This window comes from Deinococcus wulumuqiensis R12 (assembly GCF_011067105.1).
Classification (GTDB): Bacteria; Deinococcota; Deinococci; order Deinococcales; family Deinococcaceae; genus Deinococcus; species Deinococcus wulumuqiensis.
Map to the genome: position 1 here is coordinate 935,477 of NZ_CP049357.1, position 25,436 is coordinate 960,912.

Sequence of the window (25,436 nt, forward strand, 5' to 3'; positions counted from 1 at the left end):
TATTAGACTGCCCGGCGGAGGGCTATCCATGCTGCGTTTCTTCTGTGCTTCTTTACTGTTGACCGGTCTGCTCGCGTCCTGCACGCCCCGCACCAGCACGGTCGCGGGCGTCACCGTCACCCCGGTCCTTATCAAGGTCTCCGAAGGCGCCGCCGCCGGGGGGACGCTCACCATTCAGGGCCGCTACCTCGGCAGCGCCCAGACCGCCCGCGTCCTGATCGGGGCCGACGAAAACGGCCAGGGGGGCACCGCCTTTCCCGTCAGCGCCGTTCAGAGCTGGACCGACACCGAAATCGTTCTCACGGTGCCCGAGGGGATGCCGGCGGGCGGCTCCTGGCTGTTCGTCGAGGTCGGCGGCAAGCGCTCGACCGGCCTGCGCGTCAGCCTGCGCTGAAGGATGGGGGCAACGTCCGCCCCCTCTTTTTAATTTGGCCGCTTGTGAAAAAAATGACTTGTTGGACTATTGGTGCTTTTTTTCTCTAGCTCTGAACAAAAGCCAGCGGAGGGGTTCTTCTCCGCTGGAATAGGCTTATTGCGACAGGCTCATACGGATTCCGATTGAATCCAGCAGATTTCTGGATTCAATCCGACTGAAAGGAGTAGGAAAAGATACGGATTTCGCGATATGGATGCACAGGCGGTGTAGTTCCGACTGTGCAGGAATTTAGCGGAATCCGTATCAGACGCTGACCGGCTGGCTGAGGTCGAATGCGGCGTGAACGGCGGCGGTGGCGCGGTCCACGGCGTCGCCGTGCAGGGCCACCGAGATGTTGAGTTCGCTCGACCCCTGCGAAATCATCAGGATGTTGATGTCTTCTCCCGCCAGTGCCGCGAACAGCCGCGCCGAGACGCCCTGCTGCCCGCGCATGCCGCTGCCGACGATGGCGAGCACGGCCACACCGCTCGTTTCCTCGACCTGAAGGTCGCTGGGCAGCCCGGCCCGCAGCGCCTGAAGCGCCCGCCCCGCGTCGGCACTCGGCACCGCGAGCGAGACGTTACTCATCGAGCTGCTCTGCGACACCATCAAGAGGGTGATGTTCTCGCGGGCGATGGCGGTAAACACGCTGGCGATGACTTCCGGCACGCCCAGCACCCCCGCGCCGGTCACGGTGAGCAGGCTGACGTTCTTGATGGCGGTCACGGCCTTGACCGGGCGGCCCGGCACGTCCTCGGGCTGCGAGCGCACCAGCGTGCCGGGGAAGTCGGGGTCGGCGGCGCTCTTGACGCGCAGGGGAATGCCGCTGTCTTGCAGGGGCGTGACTGCGAGCGGGTGCAGCACCTTGGCGCCGAAATAGGCCAGCTCCATCACCTCGCCGTAGCTCAGCACCTCGATGTTGCTCGCGTCCCCCACCACCCGGGGGTCAGCCGACATCACGCCGTCCACGTCTTTCCAGGCCCACACCTCGTCGGCGCCCAGCGCCTTGCCCACGATGGTGGCGGAAAAGTCGGTGCCGCCGCGTCCCAGCGTGGTCAGGGCGCCCTGCTCGGTTTCGCCCATGAAGCCCGCGATGACCGGGGTCACGCCTGCACTGAGAAACCCGCTGAGGCGGTCCTTGACGCGCTCGTAGGTCGTGGGCAGGGGCCGGGCATTTCCGAAATGCACGTCGGTCAGGATGCCCGCTTCGCCGCCGGTCAGGTGCCGCGCCCGCAGGCCCGACTGTTCGAGGGCCAGGCTCATCAGCGGGGCCGAGAGCCGCTCGCCGAAGGCCACGATCAGGTCACGGCTGCGCGGGGTGAGTTCGCGCAGCAGATACACGCCGTAGACGGCCTGACGCAGCGTTTCGTGCAGTTCGCGCAGCTCGCGCACGGTTTCACTGTCGGGCGTGGCCCCCAGTTCCTGCGCCGCCGTGAAGTGCCGGGTGCGCAGCGCGGCGATCTCGTCGTTGGCGCGGGCGATGTCGCCCGATTCCGCCGCGTCGGCGAGGTGCAGCAGGCCGTTGGTCACGCCCGCCATCGCGCTGACCACCACCACGACCTTCACGCCTTCCCGGACGCTGCGCCCGGCGAGCGAGGCGCTGTGGCGGATGGCTTGGGCGTCCTGCATGTTGGTGCCGCCGAATTTCATGACGAGGAGGCGGTGGGGAGGTTGGGCTTGGCTCATGGGTCTCAGTATGCCCGCTCACCGGCCAGCGCGAGAAACAGCCGGTGCAGACGGGTGTCATTCGTCAGTTCCGGATGAAAGGAACTCGCCAGGACGCGCCCCTGCTGCACGTGTACGGTCTGCCCGCCGACCTGCGCGAGCGCCCGGACCGCTTCGCCCACGCGCGTAATGACCGGGGCGCGGATAAAGACAGCCGGAAAAGGTGTCTCCAGCCCTTCCACGTCCAGCGGCGCGGTGAAGGAGTCGGCCTGCCGCCCGAAGGCGTTGCGCTGCACGGTGATGTCGAGCAGCCCCAGCCCCGGCTGCGGGGGCAGCGAGGGACTGCCGCCCGTGACTTCGCTCGCCAGCAGGATGGCCCCCGCGCAGGTGCCCCACAGCGCCCCGCCCGAGGCGTGGAAGTCGCGCAGCGGCGCCCAGAGGCCGTATTCCCCGAGCAGCCGCACCATCGTCGTGGACTCGCCGCCGGGCAGAATCAGCCCGCTCAGGCCCGCGAGGTCGGCGGGGAGGCGAACCTCGCGCACCCCGGCTCCGAGCTGTTCGAGGCGCTGGCGGTGCTCGCGGAAGGCGCCCTGAAGGGCCAGCACACCGACAGTCACCGGCTCTCCCTCACCAGCCACGCGAGGCCAGCCGCGCCTCCGGAATCAGCTCGTCGATGTTGATGCCCGTCATCGGGGCGCCGAGGTCCTCGCTGACTTCGGCGAGCACGTCGGGGTTCTGGAAGTGCGTCACCGCCTTGACGATGGCCTGGGCGCGGCGCTCGGGGTTCGCCGACTTGAAGATGCCGCTGCCGACGAACACCCCGTCGAGGCCGAGCTGCATCATCAGCGCGGCGTCGGCGGGGGTGGCGACGCCGCCCGCCGCGAAGTTCACGACCGGGAGCTTGCCGTGTTCGTGGACGTACCGAACGAGGTCGTAGGGCGCCTGAAGGTCGCGGGCCACCGTCATCAGCTCCTCGGCGGGGCGGGCCTGAATGCTGCGGATGTCGCCCAGCACGGTGCGGGCGTGCCGCACGGCCTCGATGACATTGCCGGTCCCGGCTTCGCCCTTGGTGCGAATCATGCTCGCGCCCTCCCCCACGCGGCGCAGCGCTTCCCCGAGGTTCTTGGCGCCGCAGACGAACGGCACCTTGAAGTCGTGCTTGAGGATGTGGAACTGCTCGTCGGCGGGGGTCAGCACCTCCGACTCGTCGATGAAGTCCACGCCGATGGCCTGCAAGATCTGCGCTTCCACGAAGTGCCCGATGCGGACTTTGGCCATCACGGGGATGCTCACGGCCCCGATGATTTCTTTGATCATCCGGGGGTCGCTCATGCGGGCCACGCCGCCGTCCTTGCGGATGTCGGCGGGCACGCGCTCGAGCGCCATCACGGCGGTGGCGCCGGCGGCCTCGGCGATGCGGGCCTGGTCGGCGGTCACCACGTCCATGATGACGCCGCCCTTGAACATCTCGGCGAAGCCCTGCTTGATCTGCGGCGTTCCGGTCTGCGGCTGTTCGGTCATGGGCCAGAGGGTAGGCCGCCGCTGGCCCCGCCTTTGGGGGCAGTTGCGTGCAGGGGATGGGGTCAGTTGCCGCCGCTTGAGTGGGAACTGGGGAGGGGCCACAATGGACGGTGTGCAGAAGGTGGAGAAGTGAGTGTGCCGCAGGTGCTGTCAGACATCCGGGCGGCCGAGCAGCAGGCCGGGCGCGAGGCCGGGTCGGTGCGTCTGGTCGCGGTGACCAAGGGGCACGCTCTGGACGAGATTCGTGAGCGGGTGCTCGCGCACGGTGACTTTCCGCTGGCCGAGAACCGGGGGCAGGAACTGCGCGACAAGGTGGCCGCGTGGCCGCAGGCGGAGTGGCACTTCATCGGGCCTTTGCAGCGCAACAAGGTCAAGTACCTGCGCGGCGTGACGCTGGTGCATTCCATCGAGGAGGTCTGGCAGGCGCAGGCGCTCGCCGACGCGGCGGCGGCGTGGGGGCAGGCGCCCGACGTGCTTTTGCAGCGCCACAACGGCGAGGGGCAGAAACATGGGGTGCTGCCCGAAGACCTGCCCGCCGTGCTGCGCGAGGTGCAGGCGACGGGCCTGCGGGTGCGCGGCCTGATGACCATGGCGCCGTATGACGACCCGGCGCGGGCGGCGCAGGTGTTTGCCGACACGGCGCGGCAGGCCCGCGAGCTGGGGTTGCCGGACCTCAGCATGGGCATGAGTGGCGATTATCCTCTTGCCATCGCGGCGGGGGCCACCCTGGTGCGCGTCGGGCGGAGGCTGTTCTCGTGAGTCCGGTTCCTCCCCTTTCTCCCCGGGACATCACCCATCAGTCGTTCGACGGACGCGTCAGCGGCTACGACAAGGCGCAGGTGCGGGCCTACCTCAGCGACGTGGCGCGCAGCCTTGAGTCTCTCTTGCAGGAAAACCGGCAGCAACGCGAGCGCCTCGCCGAGCTTCAGACCGAGCTGGAGGAAAAAAAGCGGGCCGAAGACGAAATTCGCCGCGCCATCGTCTCGGCGGAGCGCCTTGCCCACGAGGTGCGTGAGAACGCGGCGCGGGAGGTGGCGCTGCTGCTGGAGCAGGCGCACGCCAAGGTCGCCGAGGTGCAGACCGAGCACACCCGCCGCGTCAGCGAGGACGAACGCCGTCACGAGCAGCGCCTCGCCGAACTCGACACCGCGTTTCGCAACCGTTACGCCGAGCTGGAGCGCGACCACCACGACTGGTTGCGCACCCGCGAGCGCGAGCAGGCCGACCGCCTCGCTGAACTCGAGCGGCAGTTCCACGCCCAGCATCAGGACCTTTCCGGACGGCTGGGAGCGGCCCGGCAGGAGTACGCCCAGTTTCTCAGTGCGTACCGGGCGCTGCTGGCGTCGTTCGGGGAACTCAGCCTGCGTCACGCCCTGCCGGAAGAAACGCCGCTGGCCCTGACGCCCCTGTCTGTGTCGCCTCTCTCTGCGCCCCCTCTCTCTGCGCCGCCGCTGGCGGTCACCGGAGGCGGGGCGCCGGGTCCGGCCCGGGTTACCCCCGATGTGGTCAGTGCCCTGAGCGAGGTGCCGCCGGAGCTGGCCGCCGCCCTCCTGGGGGCCGAGGCGACCCCGGTGAACGGGATGCCGGGTCTGGCCGACGGCTTGCCCAGGCCACTGGCGCTCAACTCGGTAGACGTGCTTCAGGGCCTGCCCGACGCGGTGCCGGTGTATGCCGGGGAGACAGCTGCTGGGGAGACTGGACCGGAAACGAAGTCACGCCTGGGGCGTCATGGCGAGAGTCGTTCGGACCTGGACGCCGAGCACGGCTGATGAGGAACAGGCCGCTTCCACTGGGAGTGGGCGGCCTGTGCGGGTGGTGAGAATCAGGGGCGAACGATCTGGGCGCTTTTCGGCAGCTGGCGCAGGCTGGCGGCGCTCAGGCCGCTGTTGGTCTTGTAGTTGCTGACGGTGAGGTCGGCCAGCGTCTTGCCGCTGCTCAGCAGTTGCACGCGGGTGGGGCGCCACCCCGCTTCGGTAATCCAGACGCGGGTGCGGTCCTTGCTGCTGCCGCCTTTGGCCTGCGCTTCGAGCTGGAAGGTGCGCTGTCCGGCGCGGCCACTGGTGCCGAGCAGCTTGACGTCGTAGCCCGCGAGCAGCGTGGCCGGGTTGCTCAGTTTCGTGAAGTCGAAGGTTCCCAGACCGCTTTGAGTGGTCGCCTTGTCCAGCGGCATCACCGTGATCTGGTTGGTCAGGAACAGGTACTGCCGGACTTCCTTGCGGTCGGCCACGACCACGTTGTCGGCCAGGGCGTCGGGCGCGGCGAACTGAATCCGGGCGAGGCTCTGTGCCGGAACCGCCTTCACGGTCAGGTCGATGGTCTGCTTGCCGCTGTCCATGTTGGCGCTGCCGCTGAGGCGGAACGAGAGGTCTTTGACGTTCTTCTGGGCGCTGTCCACGCGGTTGAGGATGTCCTGGGCACTCTGGGCGCTGGCGGCCCCCAGGGTCAGGGCCAGCAGGAAAGGCAGGGTCTTGTGCATGGCGGCAGTATCGGTGCCCCGGCCATGAGAAGGCCGCGCCCTGGCTGATGGGGGATTGAAGGTCGGGCCTTTCGGTTCAGGGCGTGGGGCCTGTGTCCAGGGGAAGGGTATAGCGCAGTTCTGCCCCGAAGCCCGGCTCGCCGCCTGGGCCGGTGCCGCCGCGCAGCGACGCGCCCAGTTCTCCGTTTCCCAGGGGTCGGCGCAGGTCGGCGCCGTAGCGCAGGGGCGCACTGGCCCGGCGCCAGGGTTCGTAGCTGGCATAGGCCGACAGTTCGGTGTCGCCCAGGGGCGGCAGGCTCAGGCGAGCGCTCAGGCCCGGTTGCGGTCCTATCAGGGCGTCGGCGCTGAGGTCCAGCCCCTGTTCGGTGCGGTACGTCATGCCGGCGCTCAGGCCCAGCACCTCGCGCCCTGCCCGCACGCCGCCGCGCAGCAGCAGGGTGGTGTCTGCCTCCGCGTCCTCTCTGGGGGCGCGGCGCCACTCCAGTTCGGCCAGGACGTTGGGTTGCACGCCAAATTCACCGCTTCCTTGCAGGGTCCAGAAGCGGCTGAGGCGGGTGCGGGCATTCAGCTTCAGATTCCACCCTTGTGGGCGCAGGTCACGCGCTTGCGCCTGCCAGGGGGCGAGGGGGTCTTCTTCGGTGAGCGGCGCGCTGAAGGCCTCTCCCCCGATGCCCAGGGCCACGGGACCGGCGCTGCCGCCCAGCTCTCCGCTCAGGCGCAGGCCACCGCTCCAGGGGTGGCTCAGCCGCACTTCTCCCTGCGCGGCCCCCAGCGCGGGCAGGCTCAGGCTCTGGCGGTAGCCGACCTGACCGGCGTGGGTGGACAGGCTGAAGTGCGTTCGGCCAGGGCCGGTGGGTACGTCGTTGAGTTCGGCCCTGAACAGGGGGCGGTTCTGGACGGAGAACTGGCTGCTGAACTGAAGGTCGGTGGCCTGGGCGGCGCAGCAGAGGCTGAGGAGGGGGATGGTGAGGCGGCGCATGGGGACAGAGTACGGAGTTGATGGGGATATTGAGTGGGTATTCAAAAATTACCTCCTATATAAATTTTTTTGTAAAAGCTGGGTTATGCTGGGCCTGTGAAAAGAGCCGGATTTGGAATCGTTGCCCTGGGGCTGGTGGCCTGTGCGCCGGTGCAACAGAAGCTGGTTTACCCGCCGGTGGTGGAAGTCGAGAGGATCAGCCTGACGAGCCTGCGCCTGCCTACGCCTGGGCGCACGGCGGAGGCTGGGGTACAGCTGGAGTTGCGGATCGAGAATCCTAATCCTCTGCCGGTGCGCCTTGCACGGATAGAGGGTGCCCTGGTGGTAGAGGGTCAGGAGGTCGGCCAGGTCACCGTGTCCGGTCTCGAGCTGCCTGCCCAGGGCGAGACACGGCAGGTGGCCCAACTCGACTTGCCCTTGACCCTGAACACCGCTGCGCTCTTTCTGGGCATCGCCCGGGGGCAGGAAGTCAGCTACCGGCTGGACGGCACCCTGACGGCGGATTTCGGACCGCTCGGGCAACCGAGGTTTGGGCCTTTTACCCTCAGCCAGGGGGTGTGGAAGCAGGCTCCCCTGCGGCTGTTCTGAGTCTCGACGAAGTTGGGGTGATGGGGAGGAACGTCTCTCTCCTACTCGCCCGGGGACTTTATCAGTGGGGTTAGAGGGACGGCCCGGGGAGCTTTCGGGGAAAGTTCAGGTCAGAGGCAGCGTTTTCAGGGCGGCGGCCAACTGGCGGGCACCCTCAATCAGCCGGGGACCGGGGCGGCCCAGGCCGCTCTCGTGGATGGCGACCACCGGCACACCGAGGCCCCGGGCTTCGATGACTTCGGGGCGCAGTTTCTTGGCGCCGCACCACGAGCAGACGATGAGGTCGGGGCGGGCAGCACGAACCTCGTCGAGGGTCAGCGGGGTCGAGCGGCCCTCCCGCTCAGCCAGAGCGTTTTTCGCGCCCAGGGCGGCCAGCAGGTCGGTCACCCAGGACTCGCGGGCAGCGGCGATGATGGGCCGGGGCCACCACTCCACCAGCACGCGGGGCGGGTGGGAAAAGTCGGTGCGCAGGCTTCTCAACTCGCGGCCAAATTCCTCCACGACCTGCTCGGCACGCTCCGCCGTTCCGGTCACCTCCCCCACCCGGCGAATGTCGGCGAACATTTCCGGCAAGGTCACCGGGTCGAGGACCAGGGTGGGCAGCCCCGCCGCCTGCACCGCAGCCACCACCCGGTCCTGCCCCGGCACGCTCAGGCTCGCCAGGACCAGCTCGGGCCGCGTCTGCGCCAGGGCCTGCACGTCGATGTCGAGGTCCAGCCCCACGCGGCGGGCGCCTTCCAGTCCGGGCGCGTCCGAATGATGGTCCACTGCGACCACCCAGCCGCTCAGACCCAGCGCGGCCAGGATGTCGGAATTGCTGGCGACCAGCGAGGCCAGCCGCAGCGGAGGCGTGGGAGGTGAGGCGAGCGGGAGCATTTGCCCCCCAGTGTAGGTCAGGCGTATCCACCCAGTTCGGGACAGGCGCGAAGCAAGAGGGCAAAGGTCCCGTCAGGCCCCCCAGGGGGAGCGTGCTACGCTCACCGCAACTTCACGCGCCAGCGAAGGTCCTGACTATGCCGATGCCCAAATCTTCCCCGTCCAGAACGCTGGTGATCGTTGAGTCGCCCGCCAAAGCCAAGACCATCGAGAAGTATCTCGGGCAGGGCTACGCCGTCGAGTCTTCGGTGGGCCACATCCGTGACCTGCCGCGCAGCGCCGCCGATATCCCCGAAAAGTACAAGGGGCAGGCCTGGGCGCGGCTCGGGCTGGACGTGGAACACGACTTTCAGCCGCTGTATGTGGTGTCCCCCGAGAAGAAACAGAAGGTGGCGCAGCTGCGCAAGCTCGCTGCCGAGGCCGACGAGATCATTCTGGCGACCGACGACGACCGCGAGGGCGAAAGCATCGCCTGGCACCTGTATCAGGAACTCAAGCCCAAGGTGCCGGTCAAGCGCATGGTCTTTCACGAAATCACCAGGGAAGCGATTCAGGCGGCCATCGCCGCGCCCCGGCAAATCGACCGCAATCTGGTCGAGGCGCAGGAGGCCCGCCGCGCGGTGGACCGGCTCTACGGCTACGAGGTCAGCCCGGTGCTGTGGCGCAAGGTCGCGCCCAAGCTCTCGGCGGGCCGGGTGCAGTCGGTGGCGACCCGAATGCTGGTCGAGCGTGAACGCGAGCGGATGCGCTTCGTGTCGGCGACGTGGTGGGACGTGCTGGTCACCGCTCAGGCGGGTGAGCAGACCTTCCCCGCCCGCCTGACCGAGGTGCAGGGCGAGCGGCTGGCGGCAGGCAAGGACTTCGACCCGCTGACCGGAGGGCTGAAACCCGGCGCGGGGGTGCGTCTGCTCGGAGAGGCCGAGGCGCTGTCCATCGCCGGGGGACTGAAGGGACAGACGCTCAAGGTGCTGTCAGCCGAGGAAAAGCCCTTCACTTCACGGCCCCCCGCGCCTTTTATTACGTCCACGCTGCAACAGGAAGGCAGCCGCAAGCTGAGGATGTCGGCGCAGACCACCATGCGAACGGCCCAGAGGCTGTACGAGGGCGGCTACATCACCTACATGCGCACCGACTCCACCAACCTGTCGGGCGAGGCGGTCAACGCGGCCCGCACCCAGGTCAAGGACATGTACGGCGCCGCCTACCTCTCGCCGCAGCCACGCGTCTATGCCAAAAAGTCCAAGAACGCCCAGGAAGCGCACGAAGCGATTCGTCCGGCGGGCAGCACCTTCCGCACGCCCGAGGGGCTGCGCGGCGAACTGAGTGGCGACGAGTGGCGACTCTACGACCTCATCTGGAAACGTACGGTGGCCTCGCAGATGTCCGACGCCCGTGGCCGCAGCCTGCGCGTGCGCCTGGGTGGACAGACCGCGGACAGTGTGCCCGTCGTTCTGAACGCCTCGGGCCGCACCATCGACTTTCCCGGCTTTCTGCGGGCCTATGTGGAAGGCAGCGACGACCCCGCCGCCGCGCTTGAGGACCGGGACACGCCGCTGCCCCCGCTGAAAGAGGGCGACGTGGTGCAGGCGCAGGACGTGAAAGCCGAGGACCACGAGACCCAGCCCCCCGCCCGCTTCACGGAAGCGAGTCTGGTGCAGGCCCTCGAGGGGGCGGGCATCGGGCGGCCCTCGACCTACGCGAGCATCATCGGGACCATTCAGGACCGGGGCTACGCGCTGAAAAAGGGCACGGCGCTCGTTCCGTCGTGGACGGCATTCGCCACCTCCGCCCTGCTCGAACACCACTTCGGCACGCTGGTGGACTACGACTTCACCGCCAAGATGGAAGAAGACCTCGACGAAATCGCGGGCGGGCGCGAGAGCCGGGTGCCCTACCTGCGGCGCTTTTACCTCGGCGAGGATGGCCAGGGCATGGCGCTCAGGCCCCTGGTCGAGCGGCAGATGGGCGAGATCGACGCGCGGGGCATCGCCACCATCACGGTGCCCAAGCTCGAAGGCAGCGGTATCGAGGTGCGGGTGGGGCGCTACGGACCGTACATGCAGCGCGGCGAGGACAAGGCCAACCTGCCCGAGGACATGACCCCCGACGAACTGACGCTGGAAGTGGCCGAGGAGCTGTTCAGCCGTCCGCAGGGCGACCGGGTGCTGGGCGAGGACCCCGAAAGCGGGCATCCGGTGCTGGCGCGTGCCGGGCGCTATGGCCCCTACGTGACGCTGGGCGACGAGAACCCGCCGCTGCGCTCGGCCAGCCTGTTTCCCGGTGAGAAGCTCGAAGACCTGACGCTGGACCGGGCGCTGAAGCTCCTCACCCTGCCGCGACTCGTCGGCACCAGCGAGGGCGAGGAAGTCTGGGCACATAACGGCAAATTCGGGCCGTATCTCAAGCGGGGGGGCGATTCGCGCAGCCTGGCGACCCACGAGCAACTGTTCACGGTCACGCTGCCCGAGGCCGAGGCGATCTTTCAGCAGCCCAAGTTCCGGGGCCGGGGCGTGGCCGCCGCGCCGCTGGCGACCTACGAATACGAGGGCCGCACGCCGATTCTGCTCAAGTCGGGCCGCTTCGGGCCTTACCTGACCGACGGCGAGAAAAACGCCACCCTCCGCAAGGGCGAGGACGTGAACACCCTCGACCCGCAGCGGGCGCGCGACATTCTGGAGGAGCGCGGCAAGGAACCCCAGAAGAAACCGGGCAAGGCGGGGGCGAAAAAGGCGACGGGGACCAAGGCGGCCAATAATAAAGCCAATAATAAAGCAGCGGGCGGAAAAACCGGGACCAGAAAAGCGGCGGCCAAACCTGCGGCGAAAACCACCCCGGCGAGGAAAACCGCCAGCAAAACGGCCAAAGCCTCTCCCTCTAAAGCTGCGCCCCTGACCTGGGCACAGCTCAAGCCCTTCGTGGGCGTCCTGAGTGACGCCGAACGTGCTCTGGTCACGGCCACCCGCGAACAGGGCCGCAAGGTGGAGGAAGTCGCGCCAGAGCTGGGGCTGGACGTGAAAAAGGCCAAGGGCATGGCGCTCCAGGCCAGCAAGAAACTGAACCAGGCGGCGCGACAGGGCTGAACGATTTTGCTCAGAGAGACGAAACGGGATTCGGCCCAGCCCTGCGCTTTTGTCCGGGCAGGAGGCTGAACCGTGTCGCCTGTTCGTCGCCCTCCCCCACCTGCGCCTCTGCATCTGCCACGCCTCGCGCAGGGGATGGCGGGGCAGTGGGTGCAGTTGCCGGGGTCGGCGGCGCGGGTGCTGGGCCTGACCGGACGGGTGGAGGAAGCGCGGCCCGGCTCTCTGGTGTGCCTGTCCGGTGAGGTCGTGGTGGACCTGCCGACGGGAGACTTCGTGCGGCTACGGACCGGCGAGACGTTCCGGGTCGGGGAGGGAGGCTGGCAAGCCCTGGCGACAGCGGCGGAAACGGTGCTTCTGCATCTGCCGGAGAGCTGAGCTTCTCCCCTGTGAAACATCCGACTTCTCTATTCATATAAAAAAGAATTTCTGGTCTCTCTCAATTCTCATCTGAAACGATTCAGCCCCCTCTAGACTCAGGCATGACTTCCCTGCAAGGCGAGTTGAAATGGTGGCAGAGCGGCATCATCTATCAGATTTACCCGCGCTCGTATCAGGACACCAACGGCGACGGCGTGGGCGACCTGCCCGGCATCACGGCGCGGCTGCCGTATATCGCCAGTCTGGGCGTGCAGGCGGTGTGGCTCTCCCCCATCTTCAAAAGCCCGATGCGCGACTTCGGCTACGACGTGGCCGACTACTGCGACATCGACCCGATTTTCGGTACGCTGGCAGACTTCGACGCGCTGGTGGCCGAGGCGCACCGGCTGGGGCTGAAGGTGATGCTCGATTACGTGCCCAACCACTCGTCGAGCGACCACGTCTGGTTTCAGGAAGCCCTGCGGGGCAAGGACAGCCCCAAACGCGACTGGTACGTGTGGCGCGACCCGGCACCGGGAGGCGGCCTGCCCAACAACTGGAAATCCTTTTTCGGTGGCCCGGCGTGGACGCTGGACGAGGCGAGCGGACAGTATTACCTCCACCAGTTTCTGCCCTCGCAGCCGGACCTGAACTGGCGCAACCCCGACGTGCGGGCGGCCATGTTCGAGGTGCTGCGCTTCTGGATGCGCCGGGGCGTGGACGGCTTCCGGGTGGACGTGATCTGGCTGCTGGCCGAGGACGAGCGCTTTCTGGACGAGCCGGAAAACCCGGGCGCCCAGATTATCGGCGGGCAAATCGAACACGGCACGCTGGAGCACATCTACACGCAGGACCAGCCCGAGACGCACGAGTACGTGCGCGAGATGCGGCGCGTGCTGGACGAGTTCGACGACCGCATGATGGTCGGAGAAATCTACCTGCCGCTGGAAAAACTGCTGCCCTACTCCGGCACGCCCGACGCGCCGATGGTGCATCTGCCGTTCAACTTCCACCTGATTCTGCTGCCCTGGGACGCGAGGACGGTACGAAACTTTGCCGACGAGTACGACGCGGCGAGCACGGCGGCGGGCGCGTGGCCCAACTGGGTGCTGGGCAACCACGACCAGCACCGCTTCAGGACGCGGGTGGGCGCGGCGCAGTACCGGGTCGCGCAGACGCTGCTGCTCACGCTGCGCGGCACGCCGACGGTGTACTACGGCGACGAAATCGGCATGGAAAATGTCCACATTCCGTTCGAAAAGATGGTGGACCCCTCGGGGTTGCAGCAGCCCGACAGCCCCAACGCCGGGCGCGACCCCGAACGTACCCCGATGCAGTGGGAAAGTGCGCCGGGGGCGGGCTTTACGGCAGCGGGCGCGGAACCCTGGCTGCCACTGGCCGACGACTTCGCGCAGGTGAACGTGCAGGTGCAGGACAACGACCCGCAGAGCGACCTGAACTACTTCCGCGCCCTGACCCGCCTGCGCCGCGAACACCCTGCCCTGGTCGGCGGCAGCTACCGCAGCCTGGACAGCGGGCACGCCGATGTCTTCGCCTTCGAACGCGAACTGGCGGGCGAGCGGCTGACCGTCTGGCTCAACTTCGGCGGCAAGGAGCGGGCCGTCTCCGCCAGGGGCCGGACCCTGCTCAGCAGCCGGGGCGACCTGCCCGCGGCCGACGCGCCGCTGCGCAGCCACGAGGCGCGGGTGCTGCGGGGCTGACCCGGGGCCAGTCAGGGGCAGAGTGGGCCGGAGACGCCTGCCCCTGACTGCATGCCCGGCGCATCTGTTACCCTGCGCCCCATATGAGCCTTTCCACCGGCAACGGCCCCGTGCAGATCAGTGCAGATCAGATCAAGGCCCGCATTCAGGAACTCGCGGCGCAGATCCGCTCCGACTACGCCGGACAGCAGCCCCACCTGATTTGCGTGCTCAACGGCGCGTTCATGTTCCACACCGACTTGGTGCGGGCGCTGGACATGCCCGCCACCATCGATTTCATGCAGGCGAGCAGCTACGGCAGCGCCAAGCAGTCCAGCGGCGAGGTGCGACTCGTCAAGGACCTCGCCTTTCCCATCAGCGACCGGCACGTGATCATGGTGGACGACATCGTGGACACGGGCATCACCATGAGCTACCTGCTGCACTACCTCCAGGGACGCGGCCCGGCCAGCCTCAAGGTCGCCGCCCTGCTGAGCAAACCCAGCCGCCGCAAGGTCGAAGTGCCGGTGGACTACCTCGGCTTCACCATTCCCGACGCTTTCGTGTACGGCTACGGCCTCGACCGGGCGCAGCTCGACCGCAACCTGCCCTTCATCACCAGTCAGGCAGAAGCAGAGTAAGACAGACCTCGGCCCCACTTGCCCGAACCCCGGCTCCAACTTCGGTCCCAGACCCGGCATAGTGACGGCCATGACGCCACCCGACCCCAGCACCCTCCCGGCCACCTTTTCCGACCCCCAGCGTGCCTGGGCCTACCGCCCCGCCCAGCCCCTCCGGACGCACCCGGACGGGCCGCTGGCGGGGCTGACCTTTTCGGTCAAGGACCTGTACGGCGTCCCCGGCTGGCCGCTGACCGGCAGCACCCGCGCCCCTGTGCCCGACCCCGGCGAGAGCGTGCTGGTCCGGGGGCTGCTCGAGCTGGGCGCAGCGGCGGTCGGCAAGACGCACCTGCATGAGGTCGCCCTGGGCATTACCGGCGCCAACGGCTACGGCGGCACGGCGCACCCCCACGACCCCGCGCGGGTGCCGGGCGGCTCATCGAGCGGGGCGGCGGTGAGCGCCGCGCTCGGGCAGGTGGACTTCGCGCTGGGCACCGACACCGGCGGCTCGATTCGTGTTCCGGCGGCGTGGTGCGGCGTGGCGGGCTACAAACCGACCAAGGACCACCCGGCCTGGAGCACGGAGGGCGTGCTGCCGCTTTCCTGGACCTGCGACCATGCCGGGCCGCTCGCCCGTGACCTGGGCACCATCGTGCGGGTGCATGAGGCCCTCGGCGGCGGAGCGGTCACGGCGCAGGACTGGCAGGGGGTGCGGGTGGGGCTGTGGTTGCCGGAAGGCTGGACCGACGCGACGGTGCGTGACGCTGTGCTGGCCTACGCCGACGACCTGCGGGCACGGGGCGCGGCGGTCACTCCGGTGGCCCTGCCGGAAATGCTCGACGCCTACTCCCCCATCGTGCTCAGCGAGGCGGCGCGGGTGCACGCGGAGGCGCTGAAGCAAACGGACCCCGGGTTTCTGCCCTTCACGCTCATGTCGCTGCGCAGTGGGGCCGAACTGACGAAGGCACAGGTGCAGGCCGCCCACACCCGCCGCGCCGAGTACCGCCGCCTGCTGGACGACTTGCTGGCCGAGTACGACGTGCTGCTCGCGCCCGCCGTGCCGACACCGCCGCCCCTGATCGGGCAGGACGAGGTGACGTTGCTGGAAGGCCCGCAGATGCTACGCCGCGCCGTGCTGCGCCTGACCGCCCCGTTCAGCCTGCTGGGGGTGCCGACCCTGGCCCTGCCGACCCTGGCCCGGTACGTGGGGATTCAACTCGTGGGGCGACGCGGTGCCGATGAGCGGCTGCTGGGCCTCGGCCTGGGCCTGCACCCCCTGAACCGAGCAGCGCCGGGGCGAAGCAGACTACGGTTGCCCGGTCCGGCGCGGCCTACACTCCGGTCATGAACCCGGACACCGAACCGCGCTTTCAGAAACCCAGCGACCGTGAACTGCGCGAGCGCCTGACGCCCATTCAGTATCAGGTCACGCAGCACGAGGGCACCGAGCGGGCCTTTACCGGCGAGTACTGGAACCACGACGAAGACGGCATCTATGTGGATGTGGTGTCGGGCGAGCCGCTGTTTTCCAGCCTCGACAAGTACGACGCGGGCTGCGGCTGGCCCAGCTTCACCCGGCCCATTCCCGACGTGACGCTGCGTGAAAACACCGATTACAAGATCGGCTACGCCCGCACGGAGGTCCGCTCGGCGGGGGCCGACTCTCACCTCGGCCACGTCTTTCCCGACGGCCCGCGTGAACATGGCGGCCTGCGCTACTGCATCAATTCGGCGGCGCTGCGCTTCGTGCCGCTGGGTGAGCTTGAGGCTCAGGGCTACGGCGCGTACCTCTCGCTGTTCAGGGACCAGCCGCGCTGAGGTAATACGACTTCGAAAAATAGATTTCCCATAAAATCTATTTTTCCGAGCAAGGCGAGTAGAAGAAGCTAAGGGTTTGAACGGAGCGGAGCGCATTCAGGCGCTCTTTCTGGATGCGCGAAGTAGAGTTCAAACCCTTATAAGTTGCGACTGAACCGCATGCTCAACACGGTTCAGTCGCAATTCGTCTCAGTTGATTTTTGCCCGGAAGCACAGGGTGCCGTGCGTTCCTGCGGGCAGGGGGTTGACGGCGGCCTTGACCTTTCGACTGGCAGCGTCGTAGGACACGTTGGCGCCCGCCAGCGGGGTGCGCGGCTCGGTCGTCATGGTGCCGCTGTACACCGCCCAGCTCCCCGGCTCGATGGTCACGTTCTCCGGCAGTGGATCCTGAAGAACATAGTTGCTCAGGGCGGCGCTGCCGTAGTTGTGGAAGTCGATGCAGTACTCCAGAACGTCGCCAGGATGGCCCACACTCGTCGTGCCCCAGGGCGGGTTGGTGGCCGTGACCTGGGCCGCCGGAACCGGACTGAGGTTGCGCACCCGCTTGAGCAGAGCCAGGTAAAGCGTGTTGGTGGTCGCCTGGGCGCTGACGCTCAAGGCATTTTCACCCTGCGAGGCCGCCGAGTTCACGATGGGTTGGGGACTGGACGTCGTTTCCAGGGTCTGTGCGCTGGGCATCCTGACCAGCACCGTCAGCTCCTGCTGCTCGCCCGGCGCGAGGCTGCCCAGGTTCCAGGTCAGCACCTGACCGTTCACGCTGCTGGGCGGGGTGGTGGCTTCGCCGCCGGGAACGTAGGTCACGCTCGCCGGGAGGGTGTCGGTCACCACCACGTTTTGCGCCAGCACCCCGCCCGTGTTGGTCACCAGCAGGGTGTAGGTCAGCAGGTCGGTGTCGGGGGCTGCCGGGCTGCCCTGGTACCTCACGAACGTGCGGCTGGCCGTTTTTTGCAAGGTCAGCGTGGTGGTGGGCGTCAGGGAAGAAACCACGGTGTTGGAGTTCGCCGTCAGGGGCGTGGTACCGCTCATGACCCCCGTGCTGCTGGCACTGTTCTGCACGTCCTGGGTCGTGCTCAGGCCCGACTTCAGGGTGACGTTCGCCGTCAGGTTGACCGTAAATGAGCCGCCAGTATTCACGCGGGCGGTGGTGTTCGCCTGCAACAGCGTCGGGTTGCTGCTCGTACCCGTGAAACTGCTGTTGAGCGCCGCACTGTCCAGATTCCTGGTATTGGTCTGGCTGCCGAGGCTGGGGGTCCCGACCAGCCTGGCGGAGGCGACGTTGGGGTTCGCCTGGATCCGGTCGAGGACCGCGTCGCTGATCTGGGGCCGCAGGGCCGCCCAGGGGTCCTGGCCGCTGGGTGTGGGCACGCTGGGTGAAAAAGTGGTGCTGCGGACACTGACGTCCGGGTTGTAGGCGTTGGGATCACTGGTGTTGGTGTAGGTCAGGCTGTAAGGGATGTTGTGCGAGAGGTCGGCCTGCCGCACGGGGGTCCCCGCCGACTTGCTGAGGGTGTGCTGTGGCGCACAGAAGCTGACATTGCTCAGGGCGATAGCGTTGCCCCCCGTGCCCTTGAGCGACCCGGTGAGAACGGTCAGACTGGTCAGCGGCCCCTTGAAATAGGCCAGGCCCTGCCCCTGTTTCCTGACCGAAGTCCCCGAGTCACCGATGACCTGGGTGTAGGCCGTCGCGTTGCCCATCAGGGTGTTGTAGGCACTGGTCTGATAGGGAGTAGCGTCGGCGGATTTCATGGTGCTGTTGCCCAGACCGGGGGCACTCTGGGTCATGGCCGCACTGGGCGAGCCGACACTGGGCACACCACTGAAGGCCACCGTGCCCAGGCCGCCACCCACCAGCAGGTCGGGGTTGAAGGTGGCGCTGCCATACGCCGCCGTGACCCTGAGCCAGTCACCGTAGGGGCCGTTGCTGCCGCCCACCGAGTCCACATCCGAAATACCGAGGCGCAGGTTGTTGACCGGGTGCGGGAAGGTCAGTACCACCGTGTTGCTCGCGGCGTTGCCGCCCGCCCGCGTTAGGAAAGCCTGACTGTAGGACGGCTGAATGCTGGTGCTGACGCCCCGCACCTCGTACCACGACCCGTAGTTGGCGAAAGAGCTGGAATACCCCATGATGCCGTTGTTGCTCGCCCCTGTGGCCGAGGTCAGCGCCACGCTGATGTTCCGGCCCCCCACCGAGGTGACGATGCGGGTGCCGTTGCTCAGTGGCGTGTTGTTGTTGCCACTGCTCAGCCCGGCCCTGCTCCAGTCGAGCACGTCGCAGGTGTCATACGGATTCCGCTTAATTCCTGCACAGTCGGGAAAGCGCCGCCTGTGCATCCATATCGCGGAATCCGTATTTTTTCCTACTCGCATCCGCTCTGCTGCGCAGCTTTGCAAGTCGGATTGAATCTGAAACTACCAGATTCAATCGGAATCCGTATCAGGCCAGTCGGTGACGTTGGGAACCGGTCCCTCCGCCGCCGTGGTCACGTTGATGTCGGCGCTGCTGGCGTTGTCGGCGCTGTTCGCTTCGCTGCTCTGGCTGCTGGCCCTCACGGAGTTGGTCAACCTGTTCAGGGCGCTGCCGTCGGCGGTGACATTGACGCGGTACTGAACGCCCTGCGAACCGAGCTGGGTTGCAACCGTGCCGGTCCCGCCCCAGACCTTGCCGTCCGGGTCCAGGCGGCGAATCGCGGGGAAGGTGACGGTGGTCACGCCGGTGGTGGTGTTCTTGCTGGCCGTCACACCACTCAGAGTCGCCCACGTCGCTCCGCCGTCGTAACTGATCTGGGTGGAGTTGTAGGTCAGGCCCTTGGGCAGGGTGTCGACCGTGACCACCTGGAGCGCCTCCGTGCTGCCCTGGGCATTGTCCACCTTGATCAGGAAGTCGAGCGCCGTGTTCACGGTGGCCGTCGTTATGCCCGAAACGACACTTTTGGCCGTGCGAACATTCGCGCCAGAGATGTTGGCTTCCAGCACCAGACTGTGCAGGATCAGCAGTTCCGAACTGCCGGAATCCACCGTCGCCGTGATGCCGGTCGTTCCGGCAGGAATGGCGCTGGAGTCCACAGTGGCGATGTCCAGGCCGCCCGTGTTGGTCGCTGTGGTTGTGGTGGTCGAGGCGCTGGAGCCACCCTGCACCACGTCGCTGCTGTCGGGGAATTCATAGGTCACGAGGCCACGGAAAAATCGCTGGCGGTGCGGTTGGTCGAACTCTGGCTGACCCTGGCCGCCCCGGTGGCGTTCAGACTGAACGAGTCGCCGGTCGCCCCGGGGTCCCCCCGGGGTCCCCATCGGCGACCATCACGCTGGCTTTCGCCACGCGGTCGAGCGAGCTGCTGTCCGGCAGATAGAAGCCGGTCGCGTTCACGCTGGCCGTCGAAACGCCGGTGCTCCCGCCGACCAGCGAAACGCCGTCATAGAACGAAACGGTTTTCGTGCTCAGCCCGGCATGCTCATAGACGATGTACAGCGTCCAGGCACCGTGAACATTGTTGACGGCGCACTGGTCGCCGTTGATCTGAACGTTGAGGTTGTCCACCCGGAGCGCCGCGTTCGGGTTGGCCCGGATCAGGTTGGTCACGTCGGCCACCGCGCCACCTGCGTAGGCCCCCTGCAGAGCGGTGGACCAGGTCCGCGACGCGGTCACGGTCGTTCTGGTGGTTCCCACGGTCAGGTCCACCAAGTTGTCCATGGTGGAGGTGGACTGCGAAGCCACCCAGTACAGCAGGGCCGTCTTGACCGTCGCCCCGGCAGGCACCTTCTGGACCGCATTGCGCTCGGTGTCCAGCAGGGTGGCGTTCCCGGCCACGATCTGACCGACGGCGCTGCTCGAACTTCCGGTGAAGGTGCCTCCCGACGGGGTCTTGAAGGTGCAGGCCGTGCTGGAGTTGCCGTTGGTCGTGCGGAAGCTGGCGCCCATCGCGGCGTACTCAATTCGGCCCGAAACCTGAAGGTTGGGCGTGGAACTGACCGCCGCCTGCGCCTGTCCCGCCAGGAGGCCCGCCGCGCACACCCCACTGATACGGATTCCGATTGAATCTGAAACTACCAGATTCAATCCGACTTGCAAAGCTGCGCAGCAGAGCGGATGCGAGTAGGAAAAAATACGGATTCTGCGATATGGATGCACAGGCGGCGCTTTCCCGCCTGTGCAGGAATTAAGCGGAATCCGTATTACATTTCGCTGGGGGGAGTGCGGGGGGCCTGGGTGGGCCTGTGCCTGGGTGGGCCTGTGGAGGACGGACGGCGCAGTAGTGCCGACGGTGGAGCGGCCCGGACGTGCACCTGCGCACCGTCCCCAGCGGTTCCGAACGCGCTGCGCCGAACATCCCTTACACTGCTGAGGTTGCCGCGTTCGAGGGACGCGGAAGAAAGAGGAGGAATCACTGTGGGCCTTGCCATCGGCATAGCAGGTTCACTCCTCACAACGTTCTAGGGACTCTCCCCTGCCGTACTGGCAGGGATTTCTTTGATGTCTAGCGTCACGCCGAGCACCTTACAGATAGCATCGAGGTGAGCCAGAGGGATGTCTTTTTCTCCCCCCGTGTACTGCCCAACCGACGCACGGTTAATACCCAGTTCACGGGCAACTGCTGACTGAGCGCCCCGCTTTTCCTTCAGTCGCCTCCGCAATTCATCTTGTATCTCTGTCCAATTCATCCGCCCCATCTTAATCGGCACCACCAAACCCCCTTGCATTTTGTTAGTTCATAGACTAACATAAGATAACCAAGAGAGGGCGGCCCTCGAACCGCCAAGAACGTGAGCGCCCCCCTTGGAATTCCACCTGTGCAAGGAGAATCACCGTGCAAGATACCGTCCAGAGCACCACCTACCGAGGGTTCGAGATCACCCTCGCCGCCCCCGGCATGGCCTGCCCCTTCTTCGTCCACAAGCTGCGCCGCCCCTGCCGCGATCTCGCCCATGGTCAGGAAATCGTTGACGCGCATCTGGAACGTGCTGCTCAGCCCCGCCAGCCCGGTGAGCTGCACGTCGTGGCCGTTCTGCCTGGCGAACGGATGCTCAGCGCCAGCGCCTGCCGGAATCGCAGCGAGCAGGCGAGGGGCCAGCGTCGGGTCAGTGGCAAGTTTGCGACTGAGGTCAGCGCGTGACTTTCCCATTGCTCACCCTCACGACGGAGAACCTGCAGGACGCCACCGTTGAGTTGTGCCGGGCGACCAACGAATTGGAGCGCAGCGCCCGCGTCCTGGCGGAAGTCAAGTTCGAGCTTGAGGGCCAGGAAGCCAGTCTCATCACCGCTGGCGTCGAGGGCAAGAACGAAGCTGAGCGCAAGGCCAACCTGCGCCTGAAACTGGCGAAGAAGTACGCCGAGCTGCACGGGGCAGAGCTGGGCGCGGCCCAGGCCCGGCGCGATGTCGAGGTCGCCCGCATTCAGCTCGACGGCCTGCGTTACCAACTCCGCCTGCTGGAAGTCCGTCAAGGGGGCCGGGCGTGATCCGCGCCGACCGCTTGCACGCTCTGCGGGTGGCCGCACTGTGGCACGCCCTGGAGACTGAACCCGGCACGGAGGCCCGCCGTATCCGTGATGCCCGCAGCCGCCGTATCGCCTCCGCCTATTGGGCAGAAGTGGACCGCCAGGAACAGGCCCGCGCCCGCCGCGTCGCCGCGTACCAGAAGCGCAGTGGGCGGGCCGCATGACCGACACCACCCAGCAGGGGGCCGCAACTGCGGCCCCTTTCTCCCCCAATGGCACCGCGCTTTACAACCCCGATGACGACACCCTGCGCTGGAGCAACGCTGAGCATCTGACGGCCACCGAATACGCCCAGGCGAAGGAACTCGGGTTCAAGCTCTGGCGCGGGTCGTCGGCCTGGGTCGCCACCTGGACGCCGGAACGCGAGGACTTCCTGCTCCAGCATGTCGAGCAGATCGACTTCGAGCCGCTGACCGACGACCCCGAAGCCCGGCAACAGCGGTTCGTCAGCCGTGCCCAGGCCGCAGATGCCCGCGCCGACCAGCGCCGGGAAGCGGCCTCTCGGGGATTGCCACCTATGGGTGAACCCGTGAAGCTCGACCATCACAGCGCCCGGCGACACCTGCGGGCCATCGAGCGCAGTGACCAGAACATGCGGGTCGCCGTCGAGGAGCACAAGAAAGCCGAGTACTGGCGAGGGCGCGCCGCTGGGGCCGAGCGGCGCGCCCGGCAGAAGTCTGACCCGAACGTGGTGCGCCGCCGCATTGAACGCCTAGAGGCCGAGCTGCGGAAGCAGGAGCGGCGGCTGGAACTGCTGGCGGGGCAGCCCGACAGTCCGAGGACTCAGATCTCCGTGACCCACGCCCGCCGCTGGGCTGATCACCTCGAACTGCGCCTGGCCTTCGAGCGTGCCCGGCTGGAACTTCTGGCGCCTGCCCCATTCGCGACGGTACAGGCCTACAAGAAGGGGGACACTGTGAAGTCAGCGAAATGGGGCAAGTGCGAGGTCGTCGGTGTCGGCCCGAAGAACCTGAAGCTCAAGATTCTGGAGGGCGGGGCCAGGGGCATGACCCTCAGCAGCCCGGCCTACGAGGTGCAACCCTGGGAGGACTGACCACCCTGGTTGACAAGGTGGCCCGTCAGTTGGCGGGCTACTTCTCTTGTTTGGGCACGATTCTAATGAAGTAGTCGGCGCTGAGGCTATCCAGAAGCGCAGGCAGGCTCTCTGGCGGAATAGGCCTAGAACCCTTCACAAGTTGATTGACATAACCCGGCGTTACCCCCAGCTGGTGAGCCAGCGCGGATTGATAACCCCGTGGCTGCGCAGCCATTGCACTGCGAAGGAATGTCTGAAATTCCTCCCATTTCATCGGGTGTTCGGGCAGGCTGAACTGTGCGGGAGGATTGACTTGAGCTAGTCCGCCATTCAGATTCCCTGTGTAACGTGGACGCTCAGCCTTATCAGTGAAGTAGGCCAGTAGATAATTTTGCTTGCGCTCTGACACCTCAAACCATTCGCCTACTACTCGGCAGTCCTCAAGCATCCCATGAATGAACCGTTCCGTTCGAAGGGCGTCGACCACATTTAACACGCCAATGACTACGGCTTCACAGCCGAACTCCCTATTGACTTGGCCCACTCTTGCCTGTACGTCTACAGAGACGCCCACTTTAAGTAACCCGGAGTTCCTATCCTGCAGGACATAGACCTGCTGAGTCACAGCTCACCGCCCTTCGGGGTGTAATCCGGCTCCAGACCATAGTGACGTAACGCCTTCTCTGCCAATTCTCGAGAGAGGTCGCGCTTACCACTAAGCACTTGAGACAGGTGCGTTTGCGTGATCCCCAAAGCTTCGGCAAGTTCTTTCTTTCCCCCGTGAGGTGTGGCGTTCATACGAGCACGCAAGCGCTTCTCCAACTCTTCCCAGTTCACAGGCCTTAATTTACTCAAAATCTACCTCCATGCCCAAAATTTATCAACTTGCATAAATTTTATCAAGATGATATATTTTGGATATGAAAGACATCGTCCAGGACGCCAAAAAGCTTTTCCCCAACCGCACGATTTACCGTGTTTGGATTGACCGCCCCGGCTGCGAAGGCGCAGGCCGCCACGTCGCGGTGGTGGGCGAACACAGCCTGACCAACCAACTCCTGAAGCTTGGTGATGACCTGACCTTCGAGCAAGCGCGCCAGGTGGCGGCTGGAACGTTCGCCCGACCCAAAGACGTTCACGAAATTCGCCTGCCTGACGGCACCTACCTGCTGGCTGACATGATGGAAATCATTCCCGCCTGACCAGCCTCCCACCGGATTTCTGCAACGGCAAGTGCCCCCGACCAGTTTCGGGGGCACTTGCCGTTGCTGCTCACCGAAGGGGCCGCAGCCCCTCTTCGTTCAGGCGGCCTGCACCCGCCACTGGCTCTTTTCCTTCAGGCGCTTCCCGTCCAGTTTGGCGCGGGCCGCATCCGCCTCAGTCCCCGTCAGCAGCTCGGCGGCCACCGTCTGACCATCGATCTCCAACTGTCCCTCATCGCCTACGGTGGCGACGACCCAGGCGGTTTCCAGATTCGTGTCCACTGCCAGGAAGGCCAGGAACGCCTTGCCGCTGGCCTTGCCCGCTGCGGCTGCTTCAGCCTTGGTCTTGTAGGTCGTCTGGGCCTCGACGCGCAGGTGGACCAGCGGGTTCCCGGCTTCCGGGCTGGTGGCGATGGGCAGGTGGGCGATGTCGCCGCCGCAGGGGGGGCCGTACTTGATGACGCCGCGAGCAGGCTTGCTGGGAGCGGGCTGAACGTCGTCAGCAGGCGCAGCGACCTCGACAGGTTTGCCGCTCTCGACGACGACTTCCGCGACGGCGCCAGGGTCTTCAAAGTCCAGCAGGTCGTCCAACTGGTCTTCCAGGTCGCCTTCGCCCATCTCGACCTCGGCACGGATGGCTTCAGCCGCTTCGAAGGCTTCAGCGCGGGCCTCGGCTTCGCGGCGGGCGTCGTCGGTCAGGGCGATCAGCTGGGCGGGGGTGACGCGCTCACCGGCCACGAAGAAGTCTTTGGCGGTGCGGGTGGCGTCCAGCCCGGCATTCAGGGCAGCGGCGATCAGGGCGTCACGGTCAGCAGCAGTTTTGGGGGTTGCCTTGGTCATGGTCATAGCTCCTTTTTCCGTCTGGGAGGGGCTTTTGCCCTCCTCGGATGTCTTTACTCTGACAGGACAGTTATCAGATGTAAAGTCTAAAAAGAAGCAAAAAGACCGTCCCAGACGCTCTGGTTCGGTCTGACTGAACACCTGAGTTTGGAGGTCAGGAAAGTTCCAGAGGTTTACCGTCCACATCGGCCCGGGTGCATTCCAGACCATCAGGGCAGAGAGCCGCCTCAAGTTCCAGCGTGACGAACATGACTGCTTTATCAGGCGTCCAGTCCCGCCGGGTGACGAGGACATCCACGGCGGCCCACTCCCAACCTGCCACTGCGCTGCTGATGCGCCAGCCGTCGCTCTCGTACCCCACCAGTCGGCCTGCAGTGGGCATTTTCGTTTCTGTATAGGCCGTTTCGAGGGTCATCTGAATTTTCACGACGCTACCTCACTGTCAGGGACCCAATCCAACAGGTCACCGACTTGCAATTCCCGCCCAGTTAGGCCGCGCAGTGCCGTGATGATTTGATTCAAAGTGCGTGCGTCAGGAACACCATTCCCTTTTACGACTGCGTAAACGGTCTGCTGCTTGATGGCCTGGTCGCCATATGCCTCGGCAATCGCTTTGCTGAGCTTGTAGGCGGTAATGCCGTGTTGCTCCAGTACGGCTCCCAGGTGGCTACGTATCACTTGGCCCATATTCGCTTATTCCTCCCTCCTTTGATATTACATCTTGAATTGTGTAATATCTAGAATGTAATATCAACCCAAGCAGAAAGCGCGG

General features: G+C 66.2%; 30 protein-coding genes. 15 read left to right on the top strand and 15 right to left on the bottom strand.

What is annotated here, in order from left to right:
* The first annotated feature begins 28 nt into the window (after positions 1-28).
* On the top strand, positions 29-394 hold the full coding sequence (locus G6R31_RS04630) for an IPT/TIG domain-containing protein (protein WP_017869129.1): 366 nt from the start codon (positions 29-31) through the stop codon (positions 392-394).
* A 285-nt stretch (positions 395-679) separates the two neighbouring features.
* Here the strand turns inward: G6R31_RS04630 and G6R31_RS04635 are convergent, their stop codons facing one another.
* The 3 genes from G6R31_RS04635 to pdxS are packed head-to-tail and all read right to left on the bottom strand — an operon-like array spanning position 680 to position 3,601.
* Positions 680-2,101, bottom strand: a complete 1,422-nt coding sequence (locus G6R31_RS04635) for an aspartate kinase (RefSeq protein WP_040383940.1) — start codon at positions 2,099-2,101, stop codon at positions 680-682.
* 5 nt (positions 2,102-2,106) lie between these two features.
* Positions 2,107-2,697: a pyridoxal 5'-phosphate synthase glutaminase subunit PdxT gene (gene pdxT / locus G6R31_RS04640; protein ID WP_025567193.1), complete on the bottom strand. Its 591-nt coding sequence runs from the start codon at positions 2,695-2,697 to the stop codon at positions 2,107-2,109.
* 10 nt (positions 2,698-2,707) lie between these two features.
* Complete coding sequence (pdxS, locus tag G6R31_RS04645; protein ID WP_025567195.1) at positions 2,708-3,601, bottom strand: pyridoxal 5'-phosphate synthase lyase subunit PdxS; 894 nt, start codon at positions 3,599-3,601, stop codon at positions 2,708-2,710.
* Between the two features lie 129 nt (positions 3,602-3,730).
* Here pdxS and G6R31_RS04650 point away from each other — a divergent pair, with 129 nt between their 5' ends.
* A complete protein-coding gene (locus G6R31_RS04650; protein WP_017869133.1) occupies positions 3,731-4,360 on the top strand; it encodes a YggS family pyridoxal phosphate-dependent enzyme in 630 nt (209 codons plus the stop codon).
* Positions 4,357-5,370 carry a DivIVA domain-containing protein gene (locus tag G6R31_RS04655; RefSeq protein ID WP_017869134.1) on the top strand — a complete coding sequence of 338 codons (1,014 nt, stop codon included), beginning with the start codon at positions 4,357-4,359 and terminating at the stop codon, positions 5,368-5,370. Before G6R31_RS04650 ends, G6R31_RS04655 begins: the two co-directional genes overlap by 4 nt.
* A gap of 53 nt (positions 5,371-5,423) precedes the next feature.
* Here G6R31_RS04655 and G6R31_RS04660 read toward each other — a convergent pair whose 3' ends face one another.
* Both G6R31_RS04660 and G6R31_RS04665 read right to left on the bottom strand, forming a co-directional pair.
* The gene (locus G6R31_RS04660; RefSeq protein WP_017869135.1) at positions 5,424-6,077 is read right to left on the bottom strand and encodes an outer membrane lipoprotein carrier protein LolA; all 654 of its coding nucleotides are present in this window, start codon (positions 6,075-6,077) and stop codon (positions 5,424-5,426) included.
* Between the two features lie 76 nt (positions 6,078-6,153).
* The gene (locus G6R31_RS04665; RefSeq protein WP_017869136.1) at positions 6,154-7,056 is read right to left on the bottom strand and encodes a hypothetical protein; all 903 of its coding nucleotides are present in this window, start codon (positions 7,054-7,056) and stop codon (positions 6,154-6,156) included.
* Positions 7,057-7,152: 96 nt separating this feature from the next.
* Here G6R31_RS04665 and G6R31_RS04670 point away from each other — a divergent pair, with 96 nt between their 5' ends.
* Entirely contained in the window at positions 7,153-7,644 is a 492-nt protein-coding gene (locus tag G6R31_RS04670) for an LEA/WHy family protein (RefSeq protein WP_025567197.1), read from the top strand.
* 105 nt (positions 7,645-7,749) lie between these two features.
* Here G6R31_RS04670 and G6R31_RS04675 read toward each other — a convergent pair whose 3' ends face one another.
* The gene (locus tag G6R31_RS04675; RefSeq protein WP_017869138.1) at positions 7,750-8,520 is read right to left on the bottom strand and encodes a cobalamin-binding protein; all 771 of its coding nucleotides are present in this window, start codon (positions 8,518-8,520) and stop codon (positions 7,750-7,752) included.
* Positions 8,521-8,663: 143 nt separating this feature from the next.
* On the opposite strand from G6R31_RS04675, the gene topA reads away from it, so the two are divergent.
* The 6 genes from topA (at position 8,664) to msrB (ending at position 16,095) form a co-directional block, all read left to right on the top strand.
* Positions 8,664-11,600 carry a type I DNA topoisomerase gene (gene topA / locus G6R31_RS04680; RefSeq protein ID WP_025567201.1) on the top strand — a complete coding sequence of 979 codons (2,937 nt, stop codon included), beginning with the start codon at positions 8,664-8,666 and terminating at the stop codon, positions 11,598-11,600.
* A 72-nt stretch (positions 11,601-11,672) separates the two neighbouring features.
* Positions 11,673-11,975, top strand: coding sequence for a hypothetical protein (locus tag G6R31_RS04685; protein WP_025567203.1), 303 nt, complete (start codon positions 11,673-11,675; stop codon positions 11,973-11,975).
* A gap of 104 nt (positions 11,976-12,079) precedes the next feature.
* Positions 12,080-13,678 carry an alpha-amylase family glycosyl hydrolase gene (locus G6R31_RS04690; protein ID WP_017869141.1) on the top strand — a complete coding sequence of 533 codons (1,599 nt, stop codon included), beginning with the start codon at positions 12,080-12,082 and terminating at the stop codon, positions 13,676-13,678.
* 83 nt (positions 13,679-13,761) lie between these two features.
* Positions 13,762-14,298: a hypoxanthine phosphoribosyltransferase gene (hpt, locus tag G6R31_RS04695; RefSeq protein ID WP_017869142.1), complete on the top strand. Its 537-nt coding sequence runs from the start codon at positions 13,762-13,764 to the stop codon at positions 14,296-14,298.
* 70 nt (positions 14,299-14,368) lie between these two features.
* On the top strand, positions 14,369-15,625 hold the full coding sequence (locus tag G6R31_RS04700; RefSeq protein ID WP_017869143.1) for an amidase: 1,257 nt from the start codon (positions 14,369-14,371) through the stop codon (positions 15,623-15,625).
* A complete protein-coding gene (gene msrB / locus G6R31_RS04705) occupies positions 15,622-16,095 on the top strand; it encodes a peptide-methionine (R)-S-oxide reductase MsrB (RefSeq protein ID WP_017869144.1) in 474 nt (157 codons plus the stop codon). Before G6R31_RS04700 ends, msrB begins: the two co-directional genes overlap by 4 nt.
* Positions 16,096-16,284: 189 nt before the next feature.
* Here the strand turns inward: msrB and G6R31_RS04710 are convergent, their stop codons facing one another.
* The 4 genes from G6R31_RS04710 to G6R31_RS17140 all read right to left on the bottom strand — a co-directional run bounded on the left by G6R31_RS04710 (position 16,285) and on the right by G6R31_RS17140 (position 20,790).
* The gene (locus G6R31_RS04710) at positions 16,285-18,363 is read right to left on the bottom strand and encodes a DUF11 domain-containing protein (protein WP_017869145.1); all 2,079 of its coding nucleotides are present in this window, start codon (positions 18,361-18,363) and stop codon (positions 16,285-16,287) included.
* A 150-nt stretch (positions 18,364-18,513) separates the two neighbouring features.
* The gene (locus G6R31_RS04715; protein WP_152423421.1) at positions 18,514-19,263 is read right to left on the bottom strand and encodes a DUF11 domain-containing protein; all 750 of its coding nucleotides are present in this window, start codon (positions 19,261-19,263) and stop codon (positions 18,514-18,516) included.
* Positions 19,264-19,333: 70 nt separating this feature from the next.
* Positions 19,334-20,104 carry a hypothetical protein gene (locus tag G6R31_RS04720; protein ID WP_017869146.1) on the bottom strand — a complete coding sequence of 257 codons (771 nt, stop codon included), beginning with the start codon at positions 20,102-20,104 and terminating at the stop codon, positions 19,334-19,336.
* Between the two features lie 419 nt (positions 20,105-20,523).
* Positions 20,524-20,790, bottom strand: a complete 267-nt coding sequence (locus G6R31_RS17140; RefSeq protein WP_017869147.1) for a helix-turn-helix domain-containing protein — start codon at positions 20,788-20,790, stop codon at positions 20,524-20,526.
* 107 nt (positions 20,791-20,897) lie between these two features.
* On the opposite strand from G6R31_RS17140, the gene G6R31_RS04730 reads away from it, so the two are divergent.
* Genes G6R31_RS04730 through G6R31_RS04745 form a run of 4 tightly spaced genes read left to right on the top strand, consistent with a single transcriptional unit; the run spans position 20,898 to position 22,640 of the window.
* On the top strand, positions 20,898-21,203 hold the full coding sequence (locus G6R31_RS04730) for a hypothetical protein (protein ID WP_017869148.1): 306 nt from the start codon (positions 20,898-20,900) through the stop codon (positions 21,201-21,203).
* Positions 21,200-21,547, top strand: a complete 348-nt coding sequence (locus G6R31_RS04735) for a hypothetical protein (RefSeq protein ID WP_152423423.1) — start codon at positions 21,200-21,202, stop codon at positions 21,545-21,547. Before G6R31_RS04730 ends, G6R31_RS04735 begins: the two co-directional genes overlap by 4 nt.
* A complete protein-coding gene (locus G6R31_RS04740; protein ID WP_017869150.1) occupies positions 21,544-21,750 on the top strand; it encodes a hypothetical protein in 207 nt (68 codons plus the stop codon). Before G6R31_RS04735 ends, G6R31_RS04740 begins: the two co-directional genes overlap by 4 nt.
* The gene (locus G6R31_RS04745; RefSeq protein WP_025566541.1) at positions 21,747-22,640 is read left to right on the top strand and encodes a DUF3560 domain-containing protein; all 894 of its coding nucleotides are present in this window, start codon (positions 21,747-21,749) and stop codon (positions 22,638-22,640) included. The genes G6R31_RS04740 and G6R31_RS04745 overlap by 4 nt, the downstream gene beginning before the upstream one ends.
* A gap of 37 nt (positions 22,641-22,677) precedes the next feature.
* Here the strand turns inward: G6R31_RS04745 and G6R31_RS04750 are convergent, their stop codons facing one another.
* Positions 22,678-23,247, bottom strand: a complete 570-nt coding sequence (locus G6R31_RS04750) for a GIY-YIG nuclease family protein (protein ID WP_081608170.1) — start codon at positions 23,245-23,247, stop codon at positions 22,678-22,680.
* Positions 23,244-23,459, bottom strand: coding sequence for a helix-turn-helix domain-containing protein (locus tag G6R31_RS04755; RefSeq protein ID WP_081608171.1), 216 nt, complete (start codon positions 23,457-23,459; stop codon positions 23,244-23,246). Before G6R31_RS04755 ends, G6R31_RS04750 begins: the two co-directional genes overlap by 4 nt.
* Before the next feature lie 83 nt (positions 23,460-23,542).
* Between G6R31_RS04755 and G6R31_RS04760 the strand changes: the two genes are divergently transcribed.
* Positions 23,543-23,824, top strand: a complete 282-nt coding sequence (locus tag G6R31_RS04760; RefSeq protein ID WP_017869152.1) for a hypothetical protein — start codon at positions 23,543-23,545, stop codon at positions 23,822-23,824.
* A 99-nt stretch (positions 23,825-23,923) separates the two neighbouring features.
* Here G6R31_RS04760 and G6R31_RS04765 read toward each other — a convergent pair whose 3' ends face one another.
* The 3 genes from G6R31_RS04765 to G6R31_RS04775 all read right to left on the bottom strand — a co-directional run bounded on the left by G6R31_RS04765 (position 23,924) and on the right by G6R31_RS04775 (position 25,351).
* Entirely contained in the window at positions 23,924-24,664 is a 741-nt protein-coding gene (locus tag G6R31_RS04765; protein ID WP_152423425.1) for a hypothetical protein, read from the bottom strand.
* Between the two features lie 154 nt (positions 24,665-24,818).
* The gene (locus G6R31_RS04770) at positions 24,819-25,091 is read right to left on the bottom strand and encodes a hypothetical protein (protein WP_017869154.1); all 273 of its coding nucleotides are present in this window, start codon (positions 25,089-25,091) and stop codon (positions 24,819-24,821) included.
* Positions 25,088-25,351, bottom strand: coding sequence for a helix-turn-helix domain-containing protein (locus G6R31_RS04775; RefSeq protein ID WP_017869155.1), 264 nt, complete (start codon positions 25,349-25,351; stop codon positions 25,088-25,090). Before G6R31_RS04775 ends, G6R31_RS04770 begins: the two co-directional genes overlap by 4 nt.
* Positions 25,352-25,436 lie beyond the last annotated feature (85 nt).

Bases quoted from the DNA above. Each gene is read 5' to 3' on its own strand.
- G6R31_RS04635 (WP_040383940.1), bottom strand. From the start codon at position 2,101: ATGAGCCAAGCCCAACCTCCCCACCGCCTCCTCGTCATGAAATTCGGC.
- G6R31_RS04765 (WP_152423425.1), bottom strand. From the start codon at position 24,664: ATGACCAAGGCAACCCCCAAAACTGCTGCTGACCGTGACGCCCTGATC.
- G6R31_RS04660 (WP_017869135.1), bottom strand. From the start codon at position 6,077: ATGCACAAGACCCTGCCTTTCCTGCTGGCCCTGACCCTGGGGGCCGCC.
- hpt (WP_017869142.1), top strand. From the start codon at position 13,762: ATGAGCCTTTCCACCGGCAACGGCCCCGTGCAGATCAGTGCAGATCAG.
- G6R31_RS04665 (WP_017869136.1), bottom strand. From the start codon at position 7,056: ATGCGCCGCCTCACCATCCCCCTCCTCAGCCTCTGCTGCGCCGCCCAG.
- G6R31_RS04630 (WP_017869129.1), top strand. From the start codon at position 29: ATGCTGCGTTTCTTCTGTGCTTCTTTACTGTTGACCGGTCTGCTCGCG.
- G6R31_RS04775 (WP_017869155.1), bottom strand. From the start codon at position 25,351: ATGGGCCAAGTGATACGTAGCCACCTGGGAGCCGTACTGGAGCAACAC.
- pdxS (WP_025567195.1), bottom strand. From the start codon at position 3,601: ATGACCGAACAGCCGCAGACCGGAACGCCGCAGATCAAGCAGGGCTTC.
- G6R31_RS04760 (WP_017869152.1), top strand. From the start codon at position 23,543: ATGAAAGACATCGTCCAGGACGCCAAAAAGCTTTTCCCCAACCGCACG.
- G6R31_RS04700 (WP_017869143.1), top strand. From the start codon at position 14,369: ATGACGCCACCCGACCCCAGCACCCTCCCGGCCACCTTTTCCGACCCC.
- G6R31_RS04675 (WP_017869138.1), bottom strand. From the start codon at position 8,520: ATGCTCCCGCTCGCCTCACCTCCCACGCCTCCGCTGCGGCTGGCCTCG.
- G6R31_RS17140 (WP_017869147.1), bottom strand. From the start codon at position 20,790: ATGCAAGGGGGTTTGGTGGTGCCGATTAAGATGGGGCGGATGAATTGG.
- topA (WP_025567201.1), top strand. From the start codon at position 8,664: ATGCCCAAATCTTCCCCGTCCAGAACGCTGGTGATCGTTGAGTCGCCC.
- msrB (WP_017869144.1), top strand. From the start codon at position 15,622: ATGAACCCGGACACCGAACCGCGCTTTCAGAAACCCAGCGACCGTGAA.
- G6R31_RS04745 (WP_025566541.1), top strand. From the start codon at position 21,747: ATGACCGACACCACCCAGCAGGGGGCCGCAACTGCGGCCCCTTTCTCC.
- G6R31_RS04690 (WP_017869141.1), top strand. From the start codon at position 12,080: ATGACTTCCCTGCAAGGCGAGTTGAAATGGTGGCAGAGCGGCATCATC.